Annotated in this window: 17 protein-coding genes; 4 read left to right on the top strand and 13 right to left on the bottom strand. The window is 72.0% G+C overall.

The annotated features are described in order from the left end of the window. Nucleotides 1–38 precede the first annotated feature (38 nt). Complete coding sequence (gene era, locus U5640_RS30420; protein ID WP_067244401.1) at nucleotides 39–992, bottom strand: GTPase Era; 954 nt, start codon at nucleotides 990–992, stop codon at nucleotides 39–41. A gap of 174 nt (nucleotides 993–1,166) precedes the next feature. Between era and U5640_RS30415 the strand changes: the two genes are divergently transcribed. Further along, a complete protein-coding gene (locus tag U5640_RS30415) occupies nucleotides 1,167–2,480 on the top strand; it encodes an ammonium transporter (RefSeq protein ID WP_340379661.1) in 1,314 nt (437 codons plus the stop codon). Continuing rightward, nucleotides 2,477–2,815 carry a P-II family nitrogen regulator gene (locus U5640_RS30410; protein ID WP_340379659.1) on the top strand — a complete coding sequence of 113 codons (339 nt, stop codon included), beginning with the start codon at nucleotides 2,477–2,479 and terminating at the stop codon, nucleotides 2,813–2,815. Before U5640_RS30415 ends, U5640_RS30410 begins: the two co-directional genes overlap by 4 nt. Here the strand turns inward: U5640_RS30410 and U5640_RS30405 are convergent. The 11 genes from U5640_RS30405 to U5640_RS30355 all read right to left on the bottom strand — a co-directional run bounded on the left by U5640_RS30405 (nucleotide 2,812) and on the right by U5640_RS30355 (nucleotide 14,548). Further along, nucleotides 2,812–3,846, bottom strand: a complete 1,035-nt coding sequence (locus U5640_RS30405; RefSeq protein WP_340379658.1) for a DUF916 domain-containing protein — start codon at nucleotides 3,844–3,846, stop codon at nucleotides 2,812–2,814. The genes U5640_RS30410 and U5640_RS30405 overlap by 4 nt on opposite strands. A 105-nt stretch (nucleotides 3,847–3,951) precedes the next feature. Beyond that, nucleotides 3,952–5,283: a beta-xylosidase gene (locus U5640_RS30400; protein ID WP_340379656.1), complete on the bottom strand. Its 1,332-nt coding sequence runs from the start codon at nucleotides 5,281–5,283 to the stop codon at nucleotides 3,952–3,954. A 177-nt stretch (nucleotides 5,284–5,460) separates the two neighbouring features. Continuing rightward, entirely contained in the window at nucleotides 5,461–5,928 is a 468-nt protein-coding gene (locus U5640_RS30395; RefSeq protein ID WP_340379654.1) for a hypothetical protein, read from the bottom strand. A 172-nt stretch (nucleotides 5,929–6,100) separates the two neighbouring features. Beyond that, on the bottom strand, nucleotides 6,101–6,454 hold the full coding sequence (locus U5640_RS30390; RefSeq protein ID WP_340379652.1) for a cytidine deaminase: 354 nt from the start codon (nucleotides 6,452–6,454) through the stop codon (nucleotides 6,101–6,103). A 63-nt stretch (nucleotides 6,455–6,517) separates the two neighbouring features. Continuing rightward, on the bottom strand, nucleotides 6,518–6,877 hold the full coding sequence (locus tag U5640_RS30385; RefSeq protein ID WP_340379650.1) for an MmcQ/YjbR family DNA-binding protein: 360 nt from the start codon (nucleotides 6,875–6,877) through the stop codon (nucleotides 6,518–6,520). Continuing rightward, the gene (locus U5640_RS30380; RefSeq protein ID WP_340379648.1) at nucleotides 6,874–8,181 is read right to left on the bottom strand and encodes a hemolysin family protein; all 1,308 of its coding nucleotides are present in this window, start codon (nucleotides 8,179–8,181) and stop codon (nucleotides 6,874–6,876) included. Before U5640_RS30380 ends, U5640_RS30385 begins: the two co-directional genes overlap by 4 nt. After that, entirely contained in the window at nucleotides 8,178–8,675 is a 498-nt protein-coding gene (gene ybeY, locus U5640_RS30375; protein WP_067244387.1) for an rRNA maturation RNase YbeY, read from the bottom strand. The genes U5640_RS30380 and ybeY overlap by 4 nt, the downstream gene beginning before the upstream one ends. A gap of 12 nt (nucleotides 8,676–8,687) precedes the next feature. Then, a complete protein-coding gene (locus U5640_RS30370) occupies nucleotides 8,688–10,829 on the bottom strand; it encodes a PhoH family protein (protein ID WP_340379643.1) in 2,142 nt (713 codons plus the stop codon). A 158-nt stretch (nucleotides 10,830–10,987) separates the two neighbouring features. After that, nucleotides 10,988–12,136, bottom strand: coding sequence for a PfkB family carbohydrate kinase (locus U5640_RS30365; protein WP_340379641.1), 1,149 nt, complete (start codon nucleotides 12,134–12,136; stop codon nucleotides 10,988–10,990). A 178-nt stretch (nucleotides 12,137–12,314) separates the two neighbouring features. After that, on the bottom strand, nucleotides 12,315–13,604 hold the full coding sequence (locus tag U5640_RS30360; protein ID WP_340379639.1) for a glucarate dehydratase family protein: 1,290 nt from the start codon (nucleotides 13,602–13,604) through the stop codon (nucleotides 12,315–12,317). Beyond that, a complete protein-coding gene (locus tag U5640_RS30355; RefSeq protein WP_340379637.1) occupies nucleotides 13,601–14,548 on the bottom strand; it encodes a 5-dehydro-4-deoxyglucarate dehydratase in 948 nt (315 codons plus the stop codon). Before U5640_RS30355 ends, U5640_RS30360 begins: the two co-directional genes overlap by 4 nt. Before the next feature lie 95 nt (nucleotides 14,549–14,643). Between U5640_RS30355 and U5640_RS30350 the strand changes: the two genes are divergently transcribed. Together U5640_RS30350 and U5640_RS30345 are read left to right on the top strand one after the other, a co-directional pair. Then, nucleotides 14,644–15,426 carry an IclR family transcriptional regulator gene (locus U5640_RS30350; RefSeq protein WP_340379636.1) on the top strand — a complete coding sequence of 261 codons (783 nt, stop codon included), beginning with the start codon at nucleotides 14,644–14,646 and terminating at the stop codon, nucleotides 15,424–15,426. Between the two features lie 183 nt (nucleotides 15,427–15,609). After that, nucleotides 15,610–16,845, top strand: coding sequence for an MFS transporter (locus U5640_RS30345; protein WP_340379634.1), 1,236 nt, complete (start codon nucleotides 15,610–15,612; stop codon nucleotides 16,843–16,845). Here U5640_RS30345 and U5640_RS30340 read toward each other — a convergent pair. After that, entirely contained in the window at nucleotides 16,842–17,831 is a 990-nt protein-coding gene (locus tag U5640_RS30340) for an adenosine deaminase (protein ID WP_340379632.1), read from the bottom strand. The genes U5640_RS30345 and U5640_RS30340 overlap by 4 nt on opposite strands.

Raw genomic sequence — 17,831 nt, 5'->3', positions numbered from 1 at the left:
AGGTCGTGCCGGCAAAGTCCCGCCTGACGTGACGGGCCCTAGAACCCGAGCTTGCGCAGCTGCTTGGGGTCCCGCTGCCAGTCCTTGGCGACCTTGACGTGCAGGTCGAGGAAGACGGGCGTGCCGAGGAGGGCCTCGATCTGCTGGCGGGACTTGATGCCCACGTCCTTCAGGCGGCGGCCCTTGGGACCGATGATGATGCCCTTCTGGCTGGTGCGCTCGATGTAGATGTTCGCGTGGATGTCGAGGAGCGGCCGATCGGCGGGACGGTCCTCGCGCGGGAGCATCTCCTCGACGACGACGGCGATGGAGTGCGGCAGCTCGTCGCGGACGCCCTCCAGGGCGGCCTCGCGGATCAGCTCGGCGACCATCACCTGCTCGGGCTCGTCGGTCAGGTCGCCCTCGGGGTAGAGGGCGGGGCCCTCGGGGAGCATGGGGACCAGCAGGTCGGCGAGGAGGTCCACCTGACGGTCGCCGACCGCGGAGACCGGGATGATCTCCGCCCACTCGATGCCCAGCTCCTTGCCGAGCTGGTCGATCGCGATGAGCTGCTCGGCGAGCACCTTGGAGTCCACCAGGTCGGTCTTGGTGACGACGGCGACCTTCGGGGTCTTCTTGATCCCGGCCAGTTCCTTGGCGATGAAACGGTCGCCGGGGCCCAGCTTCTCGTTCGCCGGGAGGCAGAAGCCGATCACGTCGACCTCGGCCCAGGTGGTGCGGACCACGTCGTTCAGGCGCTCGCCGAGGAGCGTGCGCGGTTTGTGCAGACCGGGGGTGTCGACCAGGATCAGCTGGGCGTCGGGACGGTGCACGATGCCCCGTACCGTGTGCCGGGTGGTCTGCGGCCGGTTGGAGGTGATCGCCACCTTCTTCCCGACCAGAGCGTTCGTGAGGGTGGACTTGCCCGCGTTGGGGCGGCCCACGAAGCAGGCGAAGCCGGCACGGTGCAGGGTCCCGGCCGGCTGCTCGGATGACTGGTTACGAACGCTCATGGCCCCCATTCTCCCTGATCCATGAAGCCCCGCCGCACACACGAGCGGCCCCGCCCCCCGCGGTGAGCTTCCGGAAACCCGCCCGCAACGAAACGTCACGGAAACACACCTGTACGCGACCGGAAACCGGGACCGGTGACCCTCTGACGAGCCCACCCCACCGTTGGAGACCTCGTGACGTCCCTCGCCGCCGCACACGTCGACACCGGCGACACCGCCTGGCTGCTCGCCGCCACCGCGCTCGTCCTGCTGATGACCCCGGGTCTGGCCCTCTTCTACGGCGGCATGGTCCGCACGAAGAGCGTGCTCAACATGCTCATGATGAGCTTCGTGTCGATCGCCCTCGTCACGATCGTGTGGCTGGCGGCCGGATACTCGCTCGCCTTCGGGGACGACCTGGGCGGCGGGATCATCGGCGGGCCGGAGCACGCGGGCATGGCGGGTCTCGGCCCGGACAGCGTCCAGGGCACGGTCCCCACGCTCCTCTTCGCCACCTTCCAGCTCACCTTCGCGATCATCACGGCGGCCCTGATCAGCGGCGCGATCGCGGACCGGGCGAAATTCGCGGCCTGGCTGGTCTTCGTCCCCGTCTGGGCGCTGCTCGTATACGTTCCCGTCACGCACTGGGTCTGGGGCCCCGGCGGCTGGATCGTCGCCCGGCTCGGCGCGCTCGACTTCGCGGGCGGACTCCCCGTCGAGATCACCTCCGGCGCCTCGGGACTCGCCCTCTGTCTGGTCCTCGGCCCCCGCCTCGGCTTCAAGAAGGACGCGATGCGTCCGCACAACCTCCCCATGGTCGTGCTCGGCGCCGGTCTGCTCTGGTTCGGCTGGTTCGGCTTCAACGCGGGCTCGGCCCTCGGCGCCAACGGTCTCGCCGCCGCCGTCTTCCTCAACACCCTCGCCGCCGGCTGCACCGGTCTGCTGGGCTGGCTCTTCGTCGAACAGAAGCGCGACGGCCATCCCACCACCCTCGGCGCGGCCTCGGGCGCGGTGGCCGGTCTGGTCGCGATCACCCCCTCCTGCGGCTCGGTCTCCCTGCTCGGCGCGCTCGTCGTCGGTCTCGCCGCGGGCGCCGTCTGCTCGTACGCCGTGAGCTGGAAGTTCAAGCTGAACTACGACGACTCGCTCGACGTCGTCGGGGTCCACCTGGTCGGCGGCATGATCGGCACCCTCCTCATCGGCGTCTTCGCCGTCGACACCATGACCGGCGGCGCGGAGGGTCTGCTGTACGGCGGCGGGCTCACCCAGCTCGGCAGGCAGCTGGTCGCGGTGGTCGTCGTGGCGGCCTACGCCTTCGGTGTCACGTACGGCATCGGCACGGTCCTCGACCGCACGCTGGGCTTCCGCGCGGACGAGGACCAGGAGCACACCGGCCTGGACCTTACGGTGCACGCCGAGACCGCATACGATCACGGCGTCCTGGGCCACGGCGCCCCGGTCGGCCACTCCGTCCTCCCCTCCGCCCAGAAGGTCAAGCAGCAGGAATGAAGCTCATCACCGCGATCGTCAAGCCGTACCGCCTCGACGAGGTCAAGACGGCCCTCCAGGAACTCGGCGTCCACGGGCTGACCGTGACCGAGGCCAGCGGGTACGGCCGGCAGCGCGGCCACACCGAGGTGTACCGGGGGGCCGAGTACCAGGTCGACCTCGTGCCGAAGGTGCGGATCGAGGTCGTCGTCGAGGACGCGGAGTACGAGGCGGTGATCGACGCGGTCGTGCGGGCGGCGCACACCGGGAAGATCGGGGACGGCAAGGTGTGGGCGGTGCCGGTGGAGACGGTGGTGCGGGTACGGACGGGTGAGCGGGGGCCGGATGCGCTTTAGTCTCCGGCGGTCTGGCCGGCTTTCGCGTGCGAGTGGGTGGGGGCTGGTCGCGCAGTTCCCCGCGCCCCTGGCCGGCGCGGCCCTTCGGGCCTTCGCCGCCGTCTGAGCAGGAGCCGGCCCGCTACGGCCGCCCCGGCCACCACCACGCCCACCACCAGCCACGGCACCGCCACGAAAGACGCCGTCGCCGACTCCTTCGTGTTCTTCGCGGTCGCGGTCAGGCGTACGTCCGCCCAGTCGAGCTGAGGCGCCCCCGTCCAGCGTTCCGTCAGACGGACGCGTTGGCCCGGGAGCAGCTGGGAGGGGAGGTCCCTGAGGTCGCGGGTGAGCAGGGTGCGGCCGAAGAGGCCCTCCGCCTTGAGGGCGACCCTGGGCCGCAGCGTGACGTTCCCCGTGTTGTGCAGCGTGTAGGAGATCGTCGCCGTGCTGTCGCCGAGGCCGGGGATCAGCGGCTGGTGGTGGCTGATGCGGACGTTCTCGACGGCCAGCGCGGGCAGGGTCGGGCCGCCGACCGTGAGGTAGACGCGGGCGCCGACCGCCCGCTGGACGCCGAGCGCGACCGAGCCGTCGCCCCGGTCGATCCGTTCGTCGAGGGCGACGATCGCGCCGGGATGGTCCCCGGGCTCGGCGTCCTCGGGCACCTTGACGGTGAACGGCACGGTGACGGTCCTGTGCGCGGGCACGGTGACCCGGTCCTTCGGCAGGACGGCCCACGCGCCCACGCCCCGCATCCGCTCCCCCAGCGACTTCACGGCGAAACCGCCGTCGCGGGCGGTGTTGTAGGCGTCGGCGGCGTACAGCCGGAAGGTGAGGGGCCCGGCCGTGTTGTTGGCGACGACGACCTTGTCCTGGACGCTTTGGCCCGGATCGGCGGAGACGTAGAAGTACGGCCGTGCGGCGACGGCCGAGGAGACGGGGTAGACCGACCAGCTTCCGTTGTCGGCGGCCCGGGCGGGCGCGACGGCCAGCAGGCCGAGCAGGAACGGCAGGAGCAGCGGGAGGAGAGCGGCGTACGGCTTGCGCGGCGACATGGGTGCGGACCCCCACAGGTGTTCCACGAGTGATGGGACGGGCTCGGTGGGCGGGCGGGTGCGGGCCTGTGGGGCGGCCGCCCGGCCACCGCGACGACGGGTGGTTCAGGTGAGCGTGAGCGTCAGGACACCGGCGTACGAGCCCGGCGGGGTGAACGCCGGTACGTCGAGGGAGAGCCCGGCCTTCGCGGTGAACTCACCACCGGTGAGCGTGCCGTCCGGGGTGGAGGCGAGGGTCGCCCCCGCGCTGCCCACGACGCCTGCCGAGCCGGCCCGGCAGGTGCTCGGGCTGTCCGCCTTGGTGGTGCAGACGGGCGTCCAGCTCAGCTTGCCGGCGTCGATCTTGGCGCCGGGTCCGCTGAAGTCGGTGACCTTGCCGGTCAGGGACCAGCCCGCGGGTCCGCCGCGGTAGTCCTTGACCGTCACCGCGTTGAGATCGCCGGTCGAGGGGTCGCCGGAGCCGAAGTCGACCGTGGACATCGTGACGCTGTCCCCGGACTGCTCCATGGACAGGTCACCCGCCTTGACGGTCGTCGTCAGCTTCTGGCTGCCCTCGGGGACGGGCGTGTCGTCGATGACGACGTACGCGGCGGTCGAGGTGCCCAGGTCGGAGCTCCAGGCGCTGCCCTCGTACGCCACGATCCCGGTGGTGGTGAGGTCGTGGACGGCGAGGGAGCCGGAGATCCGTCCCGAGGAGTCCGCGGTCACGGTGGTCCTGTCCGCGGTCGCGTCGGATCCGGAGCGCCCGGCGACGGTGACCGTCGCGCCCGCGGTGAAGCCGCCGCCGGTGAAGGAGACGGGGTCGCCGGGGCCGCCGGAGGCCGAACCGAGTGCGAGGTTACGGGTGTTGGCGGGCGGGTTGTCCGCCGCGGTGACGGTCTCCGACACCGGGGCGGGCGGGTTGGTCACCGTGCAGACGGTGTCCAGTTCCAGGATGTAGCTGGTGTGGATGTTGTAGTCGCCGGGCGAGAGGGTGATCGCGCCGGGCGAGGTGACCGTGAACGTGCCGGTCATCGAGAACGACGGGAAGGCACCGTTGCCGGGCACCGGGGGGTTCTTCTTCGGGCCCGCGACGGTGACGTTGCCGGTCTGCGCGCCACCGAGGGCGACCACTCCGGTCGGCGTCATGATGTCGGCCGGCAGATCGATCACGGTGGGGTTGCTCGCGGCGGCCTTGACCACCGTGTAGGTCACGGTGACGGTGTCGCCGACCTTCGGGCTGGTGTTGTCCACCGTGATCTGCGCGGTGGTGGTGCCGTCGATCGGCGGGATGCCCGCGATCGCCGGCGGGATGCAGTGCGTCGGGAAGTCCACGTTGGACGCGGCGCCGGCCGGGCACGCGAGCGCGCCGCCCGCGGTGACCGCGAGCGCGGTCGCCCCGAGCAGCGAGGCCCAGCGCCGTCTTCGGGAACTTCGGGCACTTCGGGGTGAACCCATGTCTGCCCCCTCCTCCAGGGTGCGGGCGCAGCGGCTCTTCTGCGCCGACAGGGGGCATTGACGGGCGGATCGCGAAAGAAGTCAATGGCCGGGAAGAGGTCAACTGATGGGCCGTCAGCTTCCTGGTCCCGCTCGGAAACCGACGGCCCCCTCGAAGGGATTTCCGGCCGCTATCGGTCAGAACACGAACGGACCCGGCGACTGCGCCGCGCTCGTCGTACAGGTGACGGTGATGCCGAAGATCACCATCTTCAGCGATCCGCCGTTGAAGTCGAGCGTGTCACCCGAGGCCACGGTGCCGGGCAGCGGGCCGACGGTGATCGTGCTGCCGGCGGCCATGGCCGGGTTGACCGATCCGCTGAAGACGCGGGCGGAACCGGTCGAGTTCGCCATCGTGAGCGTCGAATTGATGCTGTTGGCGCCGAGCGAGAGGGGGGTGGTGATCGAGGAGGTGAGAGTGATGGTCGCCGAGGTACCGGACTGCGTGGCGGTGAGCGTGGCCGCCCCGCCGCCGAAGATGCCACAGCTCGCGGTGATGGTCGCCGTGGTCGGGGTGACGGCGGCGGCCGAGGGCGCGAGAGCCAGCCCGGTGACCGCGAGGGCCCCGGCCAGCAGTGCCGCACCTGATCCGATTCGCTTGCTCATGGGTTCCGGCTCCTTCCCGGATGTGGGGAGACGGGCGTCGGAGCGGGACGGTGGGTGCGGTCACCGGGCCCGGTGGGGGGTGTATCTGACGGTCCGTCGGAAGTTACGGCTCCATTGACCGGGAGGGACGGGCAGACGGCAAGGTCGATTTCAGGCCGAGTTGAGGGGCCGGTCAGTCGGCGGACACGGTGCTGCGGACGGCCCCGTCCGGCGCGGCCAGCAGCACCGGCGTCCCCGGCCCGCCCAGATCCCGTACGGCCGCCAGATCCTCGTCGGCGAGACCCTCCGCCTCGCTCACCACCGCCGCCGCCTCCAGTGACGCCGCTCCCGACGCCACCGCCATCGCCACCGCCGTCCGCAGGGCGCTCAGCCTCAGCGACGGCAGCTCCACCGTCCCGGCGACATAGGTACGGCCCGTGTCGTCCCGTACGGCGGCCCCCTCGGGCACACCGTTGCGGGCCCGCGCCGAACGGGCCAGGGTGACGATCTTGCGGTCCTCGGGGTCGAGCGCGTTGCTGTCGGTCATGGTCCGAGCATACGGAGCGACCGGCCCCGCACCCCGCCACGGGTACCCGTCCACGCGCACCCCTCAGGGGCGGTCCAGGCGCAGGCGCTCCGCGCGCGGCAGGCCGGCCACGACCAGGTCGTAGGAGTCCTCGACCAGCTCACGGACGAGCCGTTCGGGCAGGCCGCCGTCGACGGTGACCGTGTTCCAGTGCCGTTTGTTCATGTGGTAGCCGGGGGCGATCAGGCCGGGGTGGTCGGTGCGGAGCCGGACCGCGTCCTCGGGGTCGCACTTGAGGTTGACCTTCAGGGGGCGCTGGTCCGTCCAGCTCAGCGCGAACATCTTGCCGAGGACCTTGAAGACGGAGATCTCGGGGCGGAAGGGGAAGTCCTCCTCGGCCGCCTCGAAGGACAGGCACAGGGCGCGCAGCTGCTCCGGGGTCACTCCGGCTTCTCCTCCTCGGTCCCGTCCGGGAGCCGCTCGACGGGCTCCACCAGTACCGTCACGATCTTGTTCCGGCGGCCGGCCGCCGCCTCCGCCGTGAGCCGCAGGGCGCGGCCGTCCGGGAGGTCGACCACGGCCGCCGCCCCGGCGATGGGGACCCGGCCGAGCGCCTTGGCGAGCAGTCCGCCGACGGTCTCCACGTCCTCGTCGTCGTACTCCTCGAGGCCGTACAGCTCACCGAGGTCGGTGATGTCGAGGCGGGCGGTGACCCGGTGGCGGTCGTCGCCGAGGTCCTCGACGGGCGGGAGCTCACGGTCGTACTCGTCGGTGATCTCGCCGACGATCTCCTCCAGGATGTCCTCGATGGTGACGATGCCGGCCGTGCCGCCGTACTCGTCGATGACGACGGCGACGTGGTTGCGCTGGAGCTGCATCTCGCGCAGCAGGTCGCCGGCGTTCTTGGTGTCGGGCACGAAGGCGGCGGGCCGCATCGCGGTGGAGACCAGGTCGGACTCGGCGTCCCGGCTGATGTGCGTCTTGCGGACCAGGTCCTTCAGGTACACGATCCCGACGATGTCGTCCTCGCTCTCCCCGGTCACGGGTATGCGCGAGAAACCGGAGCGCAGGGCGAGGGTGAGGGCCTGGCGGATCGTCTTGTACCGCTCGATGACGACGAGGTCGGTGCGCGGGACCATGACCTCGCGGACGAGGGTGTCGCCGAGCTCGAAGACGGAGTGCACCATCCGGCGCTCCTCGTCCTCGATGAGGGACTCCTGCTCGGCGAGGTCGACCAGGGCGCGCAGCTCCGCCTCGGAGGCGAAGGGGCCGCGCCGGAAGCCCTTGCCGGGGGTGAGCGCGTTGCCGATGAGGATCAGCAGGGACGGGATCGGGCCCATGATCCTGGCCAGGGGCAGCAGGACGTACGCCGCGGCGGTCGCCGTGTTCAGCGGGTGCTGACGGCCGATGGTGCGCGGGGACACCCCGACGGCGACGTAGGAGACGAGGACCATCACGCCGATCGCGGCGAGCAGCGCGGGGGCGGTGCCGTCGATCTCCCGCAGACAGGCGTACGTCACCAGCGCCGCGGCCGCCATCTCGCAGGCGACGCGCACCAGCAGCGCCACGTTGAGGTAGCGGGTGGGGTCGGCGGTGATCTGGGCGAGCTTGGCGCTGCCGCGCCGCCCGGACCGTACGGCCTCCTCGGCGCGGAAGCTGGAGACGCGCGCGAGGCCCGCCTCCGCGCAGGCGGCGAGCCAGGCGACGACGACCAGGGCGATCGCGCCGGAGACCAGGGTGGGGCTCATGAGACGGTCGGAGCCGGGGACGGGCCGGTCAGGCCCTTCTCCGCGCGCCAGCCGTCCACGATGGCCGCCTGGAGGCCGAACATCTCGGCCTTCTCGTCGGGTTCCTCGTGGTCGTAGCCGAGCAGGTGCAGCACTCCGTGGACGGTGAGCAGCTGGAGCTCTTCGTCCATGGAGTGCTGGGTGGGCGCCTCGGTGCCCTGCTTGGCGGCGACCTCGGGGCAGAGCACGATGTCGCCGAGGAGGCCCTGCGGGGGCTCGTCGTCGTCCTTCGACGGCGGACGCAGTTCGTCCATCGGGAAGGACATGACGTCCGTCGGCCCCGGCAGGTCCATCCACTGGATGTGCAGCTGCTCCATGGCGTCGGCGTCCACGACGATCACCGAGAGTTCGGAGAGCGGGTGGATGCGCATCCGCGCGAGGGCGTAGCGGGCGATGTCGAGGATCGCCTGCTCGTCGACCTCGGTTCCGGATTCGTTGTTGACGTCGATCGACATGTGCTGGCTTGTCTACTTCCGCTTGGTCCGGCCGCCCTTGTGGGTGCCGTTCTCCGTGCCGTTGGTGCTGTCGTACTTCTCGTACGCGTCGACGATACGGCCCACCAGCTTGTGCCGTACCACGTCCTGGGACGACAGCCGGGAGAAGTGGACGTCCTCGACTCCCTCCAGGATGTCCTGGACCTGACGCAGACCGGACTTGGTGCCGTTGGGCAGGTCCACCTGGGTCACGTCACCCGTGATCACGATCTTCGAGTCGAAGCCGAGGCGGGTGAGGAACATCTTCATCTGTTCGGGGCTCGTGTTCTGGGCCTCGTCCAGGATGATGAAGGCGTCGTTGAGCGTGTTGTGGGTCAGCAGGTAGTCCGTGGTGACGTAGAGGGAGTCCTCGGCGGCCACCTGGATGCAGACGGTCTCTTCCCTGCCTGCCGGCTCGATGGAGTCGATGAACCGCATCGGGCGTCCGCCGCCTCCGGCCGCGTGGTACTTGTCGCGCTTGCGGGCGAGGCGGAAGGGCTCGACGCCTTCGGGGAGGCGGATGTCGACGGTGTGGGCGTCGCGGCGGTGAGCGACGTCGCGGCCCTTGGCCCTTCCGGGTGTCCGGCCCTCGGCGGCCCTGCGTCGGGTGTACGCGACACCTCCCAGCGACTGCACCAGAGCGATCACGTCGTCGCGGAGCAGGATCGACGTCGTCGTGTACTGAATCCGGCAGGTCCGGTCGTTCTGTGTGACAGGGCCGCCGTCCGTATCCAACAAGCCCTGAAGCACCGCGAGGCGGACCTCGGCCGAGTTGAAGAGGTAGCTGTCCGGGACGAACTTGGAGTACGACTTACTGCCCTGAAGGTCCAAGGTACGTAGAGCCTGCTTCACCGGGTGTGTCAGGACGCGTCCCTCGTCATCCGGTGTAGGCACCCGGTTGATGAGGTAGTTATAGCCGCCGCGCGACCGCACCTTGATTCCGGGCACTGCGGTTTCCATCGCCGACACGAGCTCCGGGTCCGCCGTGGTGAACGATGGCGTGCGGCCCCCGGAGACACAACCGTCACCGAGCAACAGCCCCAGGACGTAGGGGTCCAGCGGAACCTCGCGCTCAGGGAAACACACAGGCGCCGTGAGCATAGGCAGCTCGTACCGGCGATAGTGCGCCGCACGCAGATTGCCGATCATCTCCTGGGTCTCCAGGACCCGCCACGGTTTATCGCGGCGCTTGTCGTCGCGCGTTCTGACCGTCCACAGGTGCTCGCCGCAGCACAGGGTCCAGGCACCGTCCTGGGCCGTGACACGGTAGATGTCCTTCTCGCCCTGCGGGTACACGCCGAGGACCGGGGTCGGCTCCCCGTTGGAGCCGATGACCAGGTCACCGACCTGGAGGTCGCCAATAGGGCGCCAGCCGTCCGGTGTCAGCACATTCGTGAAGATCGGCATCGCCCGACCCCGCATATACGCCAGCGGCGCCACCTCAATAGTCCCCGCCGCCATCAGCTTCGGGATCGAGTCCGGGTCCAGCATGTCGTGCAGCGCGTCGTACAGCGGGCGCAGGTAGGGGTCGATCTTCTCGTAGAGCGTGCCGGGCAGGAAGCCGAGGCGCTCGCCGGCCTCGACCGCCGGGCGGGTCAGGATGATCCGGTTGACCTGCTTGGACTGCAGGGCCTGGACCGCCTTGGCCATGGCCAGGTACGTCTTGCCGGTACCGGCGGGGCCGATGCCGAAGACGATCGTGTGCTTGTCGATCGCGTCGACGTACCGCTTCTGGTTGAGGGTCTTGGGCCGGATGGTGCGGCCGCGCGAGGACAGGATGTTCTGAGTCAGTACCTCGGCCGGGGTCTCCTGGCCGTCACTCGTCCCGTTCTCACTCGCCCGCAGCATGGCGATCGAGCGTTCCACTGCGTCCTCCGTCATCGGCTGCCCGGTGCGGAGCACCAGCATCATCTCGTCGAACAGGCGCTGGATGAGGGCGACTTCCCGCGGGTCGCCGGTAGCGCTGATCTCATTGCCCCGGACGTGGATGTCGGCCGCCGGGAAGGCCGTCTCGATCACGCGCAGGAGGGAGTCTCCGGACCCCAGCACGGTGACCATGGGGTGCTGGGCGGGAACCGTGAACTGTGCTCTCGCCTTGCCCTGCGCGGGCGTGTGAGCTGTGGGTGTCTGAGTCATAGGCCGGCCACGAGGGCCTCTACGTCCTCCCGGATGCGTCTCGCCTGCCACAGGGGCGGCCTGGCGTGTTCCAGGGTACGCCAGGGGGCTGACATCGCCGTAGGGGATTTCCCGGCGGGGCACCGGCGCCAGGGCCGTCGGCGGGGGCCGGGAGCCCGCTAGGCCGAGCGGCCGAAACCGATCGTCGGGACCGCGCGGCGCAGGGGCCAGGGCGGGGTGTCGTCCCTGGGCAGCAGGGCCTCCAGGAAGGCGTACCGGTGCAGCGCCTCGGGGGCCTGGCCCTCGACCGACTGGACCCTGCGCCACCAGGCGGCGATCTCGGCCCAGCCGGGGGCGGACAGCGAGCCGCCGAACTCCTGGACGGAGAGCGCCGCGGTGAGGCCGGCGAAGGCGAGGCGGTCGGCGAGCGGCCAGTCGGCGAGGGTGCCGGTGACGAAGCCGGCCACGAAGACGTCCCCGGCGCCGGTGGGGTCGAGGGCCTCGACGGCGATGGCGGGCACCTCGGCGGTCTCGCCGGTGCGCCCGTCGACCGCGTAGGCCCCCTCGGCGCCGAGGGTGACGACCGCGAGCGGTACGTACGCGGTGAGGGCGCGGGCTGCGGCGCGGGGGCAGTCGGCGCGGGTGTAGCGCATGGCCTCCTCCGCGTTCGGCAGGAAGGCCTCGCAGTGTTCCAGGTCGGCGAGGCCGGCGAGGTCCCAGGCGCCGGTGTCGTCCCAGCCGACGTCGGCGAAGACCCGGGTGCCGCGGGCGGCGGCGCGGGCGATCCAGGGGTCGCGCCTGCCGGGGGTGAGGGAGGCGACGGCGGCGCGGGAGTGCGGCGGGCGGTCGGGGGCGCCGCTGTGGACGAGCATGGCCTGCGGCGGCGGTTCGTGGCCGTGGGAGACCATGGTCCGCTCGCCCTCGTAGGCCATGGAGACGGTGACGGGCGAGTGCCAGCCGGGGACCGTGCGGGAGGCGGCGAGGTCGATGCCCTCGCCCTGTTCCAGGGCGTCCCAGCAGTACTCGCCGTAGTGGTCGTCGCCGAAGGCGGCGGCGAGGGAGGTGCGCAGGCCCAGGCGGGCGAGGGCGGTGGCCATGTTGGCGACGCCGCCGGGGCTGGAGCCCATGCCGCGGGCCCAGGACTCGGTGCCGCGCACGGGGGCGGAGTCGAGGCCGGTGAAGATGATGTCGAGGAAGACGGTGCCGGTGAGGTAGACGTCCCAGGGGGGATCGCCCGGCGCCCGCCGGGCGGCCAGGGGGTCGACCAGGGGGGTCTGGCCGTTCTGCCGGTGGTGTCCCTCTCCGGTGGACGCGGTGGACGCGGTCACGGTGCGCTCCCTGACGTGGTGCGGATCTGGCCAGTCTGCACCACGCGGCCACCGGACCGCCCCCCGTCGCCCTCCCGTCACACGCGAACGGGAGCACACCGGCCCCCCGCACGCCGCATGAGCCCCGGGCGCGCGCCGTCGCCGGGCACGCGCCGGCGCCGGGTGTTGCCGGTGGCGCCTACCAGCGGGGCACCGGGGGCGTGACCCAGTCCGGGTCGGCCACCCGCATCGCCGCCGCGTCGTCGCGGTCGCGGAGGGTGCCGTCGTCGTCGAGCCAGCGCCGGTGCAGGAACGCGAGCCGGTCGCGGTCGAGCTCGACGCCGAGGCCGGGGGCGTCGGAGACGGTGACCCTGCCGCCGTGGAAGGTGAGGCGCTCGGTCAGGACGTCCTCCGACTGCCAGGGGTAGTGGGAGTCGCAGGCGTGGTGGAGGTTCGGCACGGTGGACGCGACATGGGTCATGGCGGCGAGCGAGATGCCGAGGTGGGTGTTGGAGTGCATGGACACGCCGACGCCGAACGTCCGGCAGACGGCGGCGAGCTGCTGGGTGTTGCGCAGCCCGCCCCAGTAGTGGTGGTCGGAGAGGACGACCTGCACGGCCCCGCGGGTGAAGGCCTCCTGGATCTCGGCGAACGTCGTCACGCACATGTTGGTGGCGAGCGGGACGCCGGTCGCCGCGGCGACCTCGGCCATGGCCGGTGTGCCGAGCGCGGGGTCCTCCAGGTATTCGAGGACGTCCCCGAGTTCCTTCGCGACCCGCAGCGAGGTCGCCACGCTCCAGGCCCCGTTGGGGTCGAGCCGCAGCGGGTGGCCGGGGAAGGCGGCCGCGAGGGCGCGTACGGCGGCGATCTCCTCCTCGGGCGGGAAGACCCCGCCCTTGAGCTTGAAGGAGGTGAAGCCGTAGCGCTCGGTGAAGCGCCGGGCCTGTGCGACGACCCCGGCCGGGTCGGTGGCCGCGCCCCAGTCGTCCGGCTCGCCGGGCGCGCCCTCGGGGTGGGCGGCCCACTTGTAGAAGAGGTAGGCGCTGTACTCGACGGCGTCGCGGACCTTGCCGCCGAGCAGCGCGTGCACGGGCAGCCCGAGGGAGGTGCCGAGGGCGTCGAGGCAGGCGACCTCGAACCCGGAGACGACGGACAGCCGCAGCTTGTCGGCGGTCTGGACGCCGCGCAGGCCGCCCACGTCGACCTGGCCGGAGACCCGGGAGGAGTCCACCGCCACCTGGTCGGCGATCGTGAACAGCCCGTTCAGGTCGCTGACCGGCCGGCCGATCAGCCGCCGGGCGAACGGGCGGGCGAGCTCCAGGTACTTGGTGTCGCCGTACGTCTCGCCGACCCCGACGACACCGTCGGCGGTCTCCACCTCGACGATCAGCCGGGGGGTGTACGGCTGGTGGACGCCCTGGGTGTTGAGCAGCGGCGGGTCGGCGACCAGGATCGGCGTCAGGCGTACGTCCGTGATGGCGAGGTTCACAGGGCGGCTCCCACGAGGTCGAGTCCGGTGGTCAGAAGGGTCCTGAGGTCGGCCAGGTCGGCGGGCGAGGGGTCGGTGAGCGGGGCGCGCACCGGGCCGACGGGGGCGCCGCGCAGCCGGGCGGCGGCCTTGACGAGGGACACGGCGTAGCCCGGTGCCCGGTCGCGGAGTTCGACGAGGGGGACGTAGAACGCGCGCAGCAGTTTCTCGACGGTGCTCGCGTCGCCGTCTCTCAGCGCGGTGAAGAAGGCGCCCGCGATCTCGGGGGCGAAGGCGTGCACGGCGGAGGAGTAGGCGGGAACGCCGACGGTGGCGTAGGCGCGGGCCTGGATCTCGGCGGTGGCGGCGCCGTTGAAGAGGAGGAAGCCCTCGGGGGCGGCGAGGGTGAGGCGCTGGAGGCGGTCGAGGTCGCTGTGGCCGTCCTTGAGGCCGACGACCGAGGGGATCGCGGTGATCCGGCGGAAGGCGTCGACCCCGTAGACGACCTGTCCGCGCTGGTAGGCGATGAGCGGGAGCCGGGTGCGGGCGGCGAGCTGCTCCAGCTGTGCGACGAGGCCGTCCTGCGGGGCGGCGACGAGGTAGTGCGGGAGGACGAGCAGGGCGTCGGCGCCCTCCTGCTCGGCGATGCGGGCGAAGCGGGCGGCCTGGGCCCAGCCGTACCCGGTGCCGGCGACGACGGGTACCCGCCCCGCGGCCTCCGCGACGGCGATCCGCACGACGCTGCGGTACTCGTCCTCGTCGAGGGAGAAGAACTCGCCGGTGCCGCAGGCGGGGAAGAGGGCGCCGGGGCCGGCGGCGAGCCGGCTCGCGACATGGGCGCGGAAGCCGTCGGGGTCGAGGGAGCCGTCCGCGTGGAAGCTCGTCAGCGGGAAGGACAGCACGCCCGCCGCCATGCCCTCCCGCAGCCGCCGGACCGTGTCGGTGTCGAGGCCCACCTGCCCCATCTCCCTATGTAGACGTCATCCATGTATGAAGATGGAGGTTAGATACGCGAACGGCGACCGTCAATGCCGCCCGCGCCCCCGCTTACGATCGGGACATGTCGGAGACAGGCGGTGTCCGCGAGGTGAAATCGGCCGCGCGCACGGTCGAGCTGCTGGAACTGCTCGCCGAGCGCGGGGACCGCCCGGCGCGGCTCCAGGAGCTGGCGGACGCGCTGGAGGTGCCGCGCAGTTCGATGTACGCGCTGCTCCAGACCCTGATCGGCCGGGGCTGGGTGCGCACGGACGTCACCGGCTCCCTCTACGGCATCGGCATCCACGCCCTGCTGACCGGCACCAGCTACCTCGACTCCGACCCCCGCGTGCGCCTGGTCCGGCCGTATCTCGACGAGGCGTCCGACGCGCTCGGCGAGACGATCCACCTGGGCCGGCTGGACGGGCGGGACGTGGCCTACCTCGCCACCCGGGAGTCGCACGCGTATCTGCGCACGATCAGCCGCGTCGGCCGCCGCCTGCCCGCGCACGTCGGCGCCCTCGGCAAGGCGCTCCTCGCCGAACGCCCCGACGACGAGCTGCCCGAGGGGCCCTACACGGCGCTCACCCCCAGGTCGCACACCGGCCGTGAGTCGCTGCGGGCGGACCTGGCCGGGGTGCGGGCGCGGGGGTACTCCGTGGACCGCGAGGAGAGTGTGACCGGGATCGTCGGCTTCGGGTTCGCCCTGCGGTACGAGCGTCCGGCACAGGACGCCATCAGCTGCTCGGTGCCGGTGGCCCGTCTGACGGCCGGGCACGAGGAGCGGATCGTCGAGGTGATGCGGGAGATACGCGCCAAGATCGAGGCGACGGGACCGGGGACCGCCGGGGCCGTGAACTGGCGCTAGGCAGCACCGAAAAGCCACTCGCCTACCCACTGCCTTCCCCCGTAAACAGCATGTGACCCGGATCACGCATCCTCAGCTTTTTCGGGCAGCACCCGCTTGATATGAATTGGCCCGCGCGCTCCTGTCCGTCGACGGCCTGCGCCCCTCCCCGCGCCCTTACCTCAAGCCTGTGCAGGAACGCCCGTGTTCGCCCGCCGTACCCCCGTCCCCTGGCCCCTCGTCGCCCTCTTCACGGCCGGGTATCTCGCGCCCTACCTGCTGCCGACCGTCGTCGGCCGGCTCGACGCCGGACTGCCCCTGACCGCCACCGAGGCGGGCGCCGTCGGCAGCGCGCTGCTGCTCAGCTCGTCCTCGGCCGGCTTCCTGCTGGCCTCCCGGGTGGAGCGGATCGGCGCCCGGACCATGGCGCGGGCCGGGCTGCTGCTCGCGGTGCTCGGCTACGGCGGGGCGGCCCTCGCCGGCTCGGTCCCGGTGGTCGTCGCGGGCGCGGTCCTCGGCGGGTTCGGCTCCGGTACGGCCACCGCGGTCGCCGCCACCCGGATCGCCGCCGAACCCGACCCGCACCGCGCCTCCACGCTGGGGCTCCTCGGGGTGTCCGCGCTCGCCGGGGCCGTCTATCTGACGGTGCCGCACCTCGGCGCGGGCCATGGCCGGCCGCTCGCCGCGATCGCGCTGACCGCGCTCGCCGTATGGCCGCTGACGGGGCGTCTGCCCGGCCGCGGCGCACCCGCCGACCCGGCGCTGCACCCGGTCCGCGTCCCGCTGCCGAACCTGCGGGCGGGACTGGTGCTCGCGGCCGCCATGCCGTTCTGGTCGCTGGTGCAGAACTCCCTCTGGGGCGTGAGCGGACGGATCGGGCTGACGCAGGCGCACCTCGGCGAGGCGGCCGTCGGCGCGGTGTTCGCGGTGGCGCTGGCCGCCGGGCTCACGGGCGTCCTGGCCGCCGGGGCGCTCGGGGCGCGTCTGGGCCGGGCGCTGCCGGTCGGGCTCGGGACCGTCCTCATCGCGGTCTGTGTCGCGGGCAACGCCTCGGCCACCACCCCGGTGGGCTTCGCGGCCGGCCAGATCGTCTGGAACGTGCTCTACCCGGTCGTCCTGTCGTACCTCATCGGGCTGGCCGCCTCGCTGGACCCGCGTGGGCGCTGGGCGGTGCTCGTCGGCTCGGCGGGCTCGCTCGGCACGGCGGCCGGTCCGCTCACCGGAAGCGTGCTGTCCGCGCAGGCCGGGTTCCCCGCGATGGGCCTGGTGCTGGGCGCCGCGCTGCTCGTGGTCGCCGTACCGATGACCGGGGTGGCGCTGCACGCGAGCGGGCACCCGGTGCTGCCGGGGTCCGTACGGCGCCGGGGCGGGGCACCCGGCACCTACGCCACGGCCGCCTCCCCTGTCACCACGGGCGACCCCGCCCACCGGACGGCCTAGAACCGGTAGGCCTCCACCTCGGCCAGGTACCGGGCCCGTCGCTCCTCGTCGTCCTCCAGGAAGGAGGCGGTGAAGGAGTTGCGGGCCAGCTCGCGCAGCCGCTCCTCGGTCAGCCCGAGGGTCTGCCGTACGGCGTCGAAGTTGTCACCCGCGTACCCGCCGAAGTAGGCCGGGTCGTCGGAGTTGACCGTGCAGACGAGCCCGGCGTCGAGCATCGCGGGCAGCGGGTGGTCGGCGAGGGTGTCGACGGTGCGCAGCCGGACGTTGGACAGCGGGCACAGCGTCAGCGGGATGCGCTCCCGCACCAGCCGCTCCACCAGCGCCGGGTCCTCCATGCAGCGCAGCCCGTGGTCGACGCGCTCGACGCCGAGGACGTCCAGGGCCTCGGTGATGTACTCCGGCGGCCCCTCCTCCCCCGCGTGCGCCACGCGCCGCAGCCCGAGCGCGGCGGCGGCCTCGTAGACCTCGCGGAACTTCACCGGCGGATGCCCGACCTCGGCGGAGTCCAGGCCGATGCCGGTGATCCGGTCGAGGTACGGCTTCGCCGCGTCCAGCGTCCGGAGCGCCGACTCGGCGGATTCGTCGCGCAGGAAGCAGAGGATCAGCCGGGTGGAGACGCCGTGGGTGGTCTCGCTGCTGCCGAGCGCCCGCCACAGCCCCTCGACCACCGTGCCCATGCCGACGCCCCGGGCGAGGTGGGCCTGCGGGTCGAAGAAGATCTCCGCGTGCCGGACGCCCTGGGCGGCGGCGCGGGCGAGGTAGGCGTGCGCGAGGTCCTCGAAGTCCCGCTCGGTGCGCAGGACGGCCATCAGCTCGTAGTACAGGTTCAGGAAGGACTGGAGGTCCTCGAACCGGTAGGCCTCGCGCAGCTCTTCCGTGTCGGCGTACGGGAGGGCGACCCCGTTGCGGGCGGCCAGCGTGAAGGCCAGCTCCGGCTCCAGGGTGCCTTCGATGTGCAGGTGCAGTTCAGCTTTCGGGAGGGGCAT

This window comes from Streptomyces sp. SS7, from assembly GCF_037993025.1.
Classification (GTDB): Bacteria; Actinomycetota; Actinomycetes; order Streptomycetales; family Streptomycetaceae; genus Streptomyces.
Note: the sequence above shows the minus strand (reverse complement) of the source record. Positions and strands in the feature narration are given on the sequence as shown.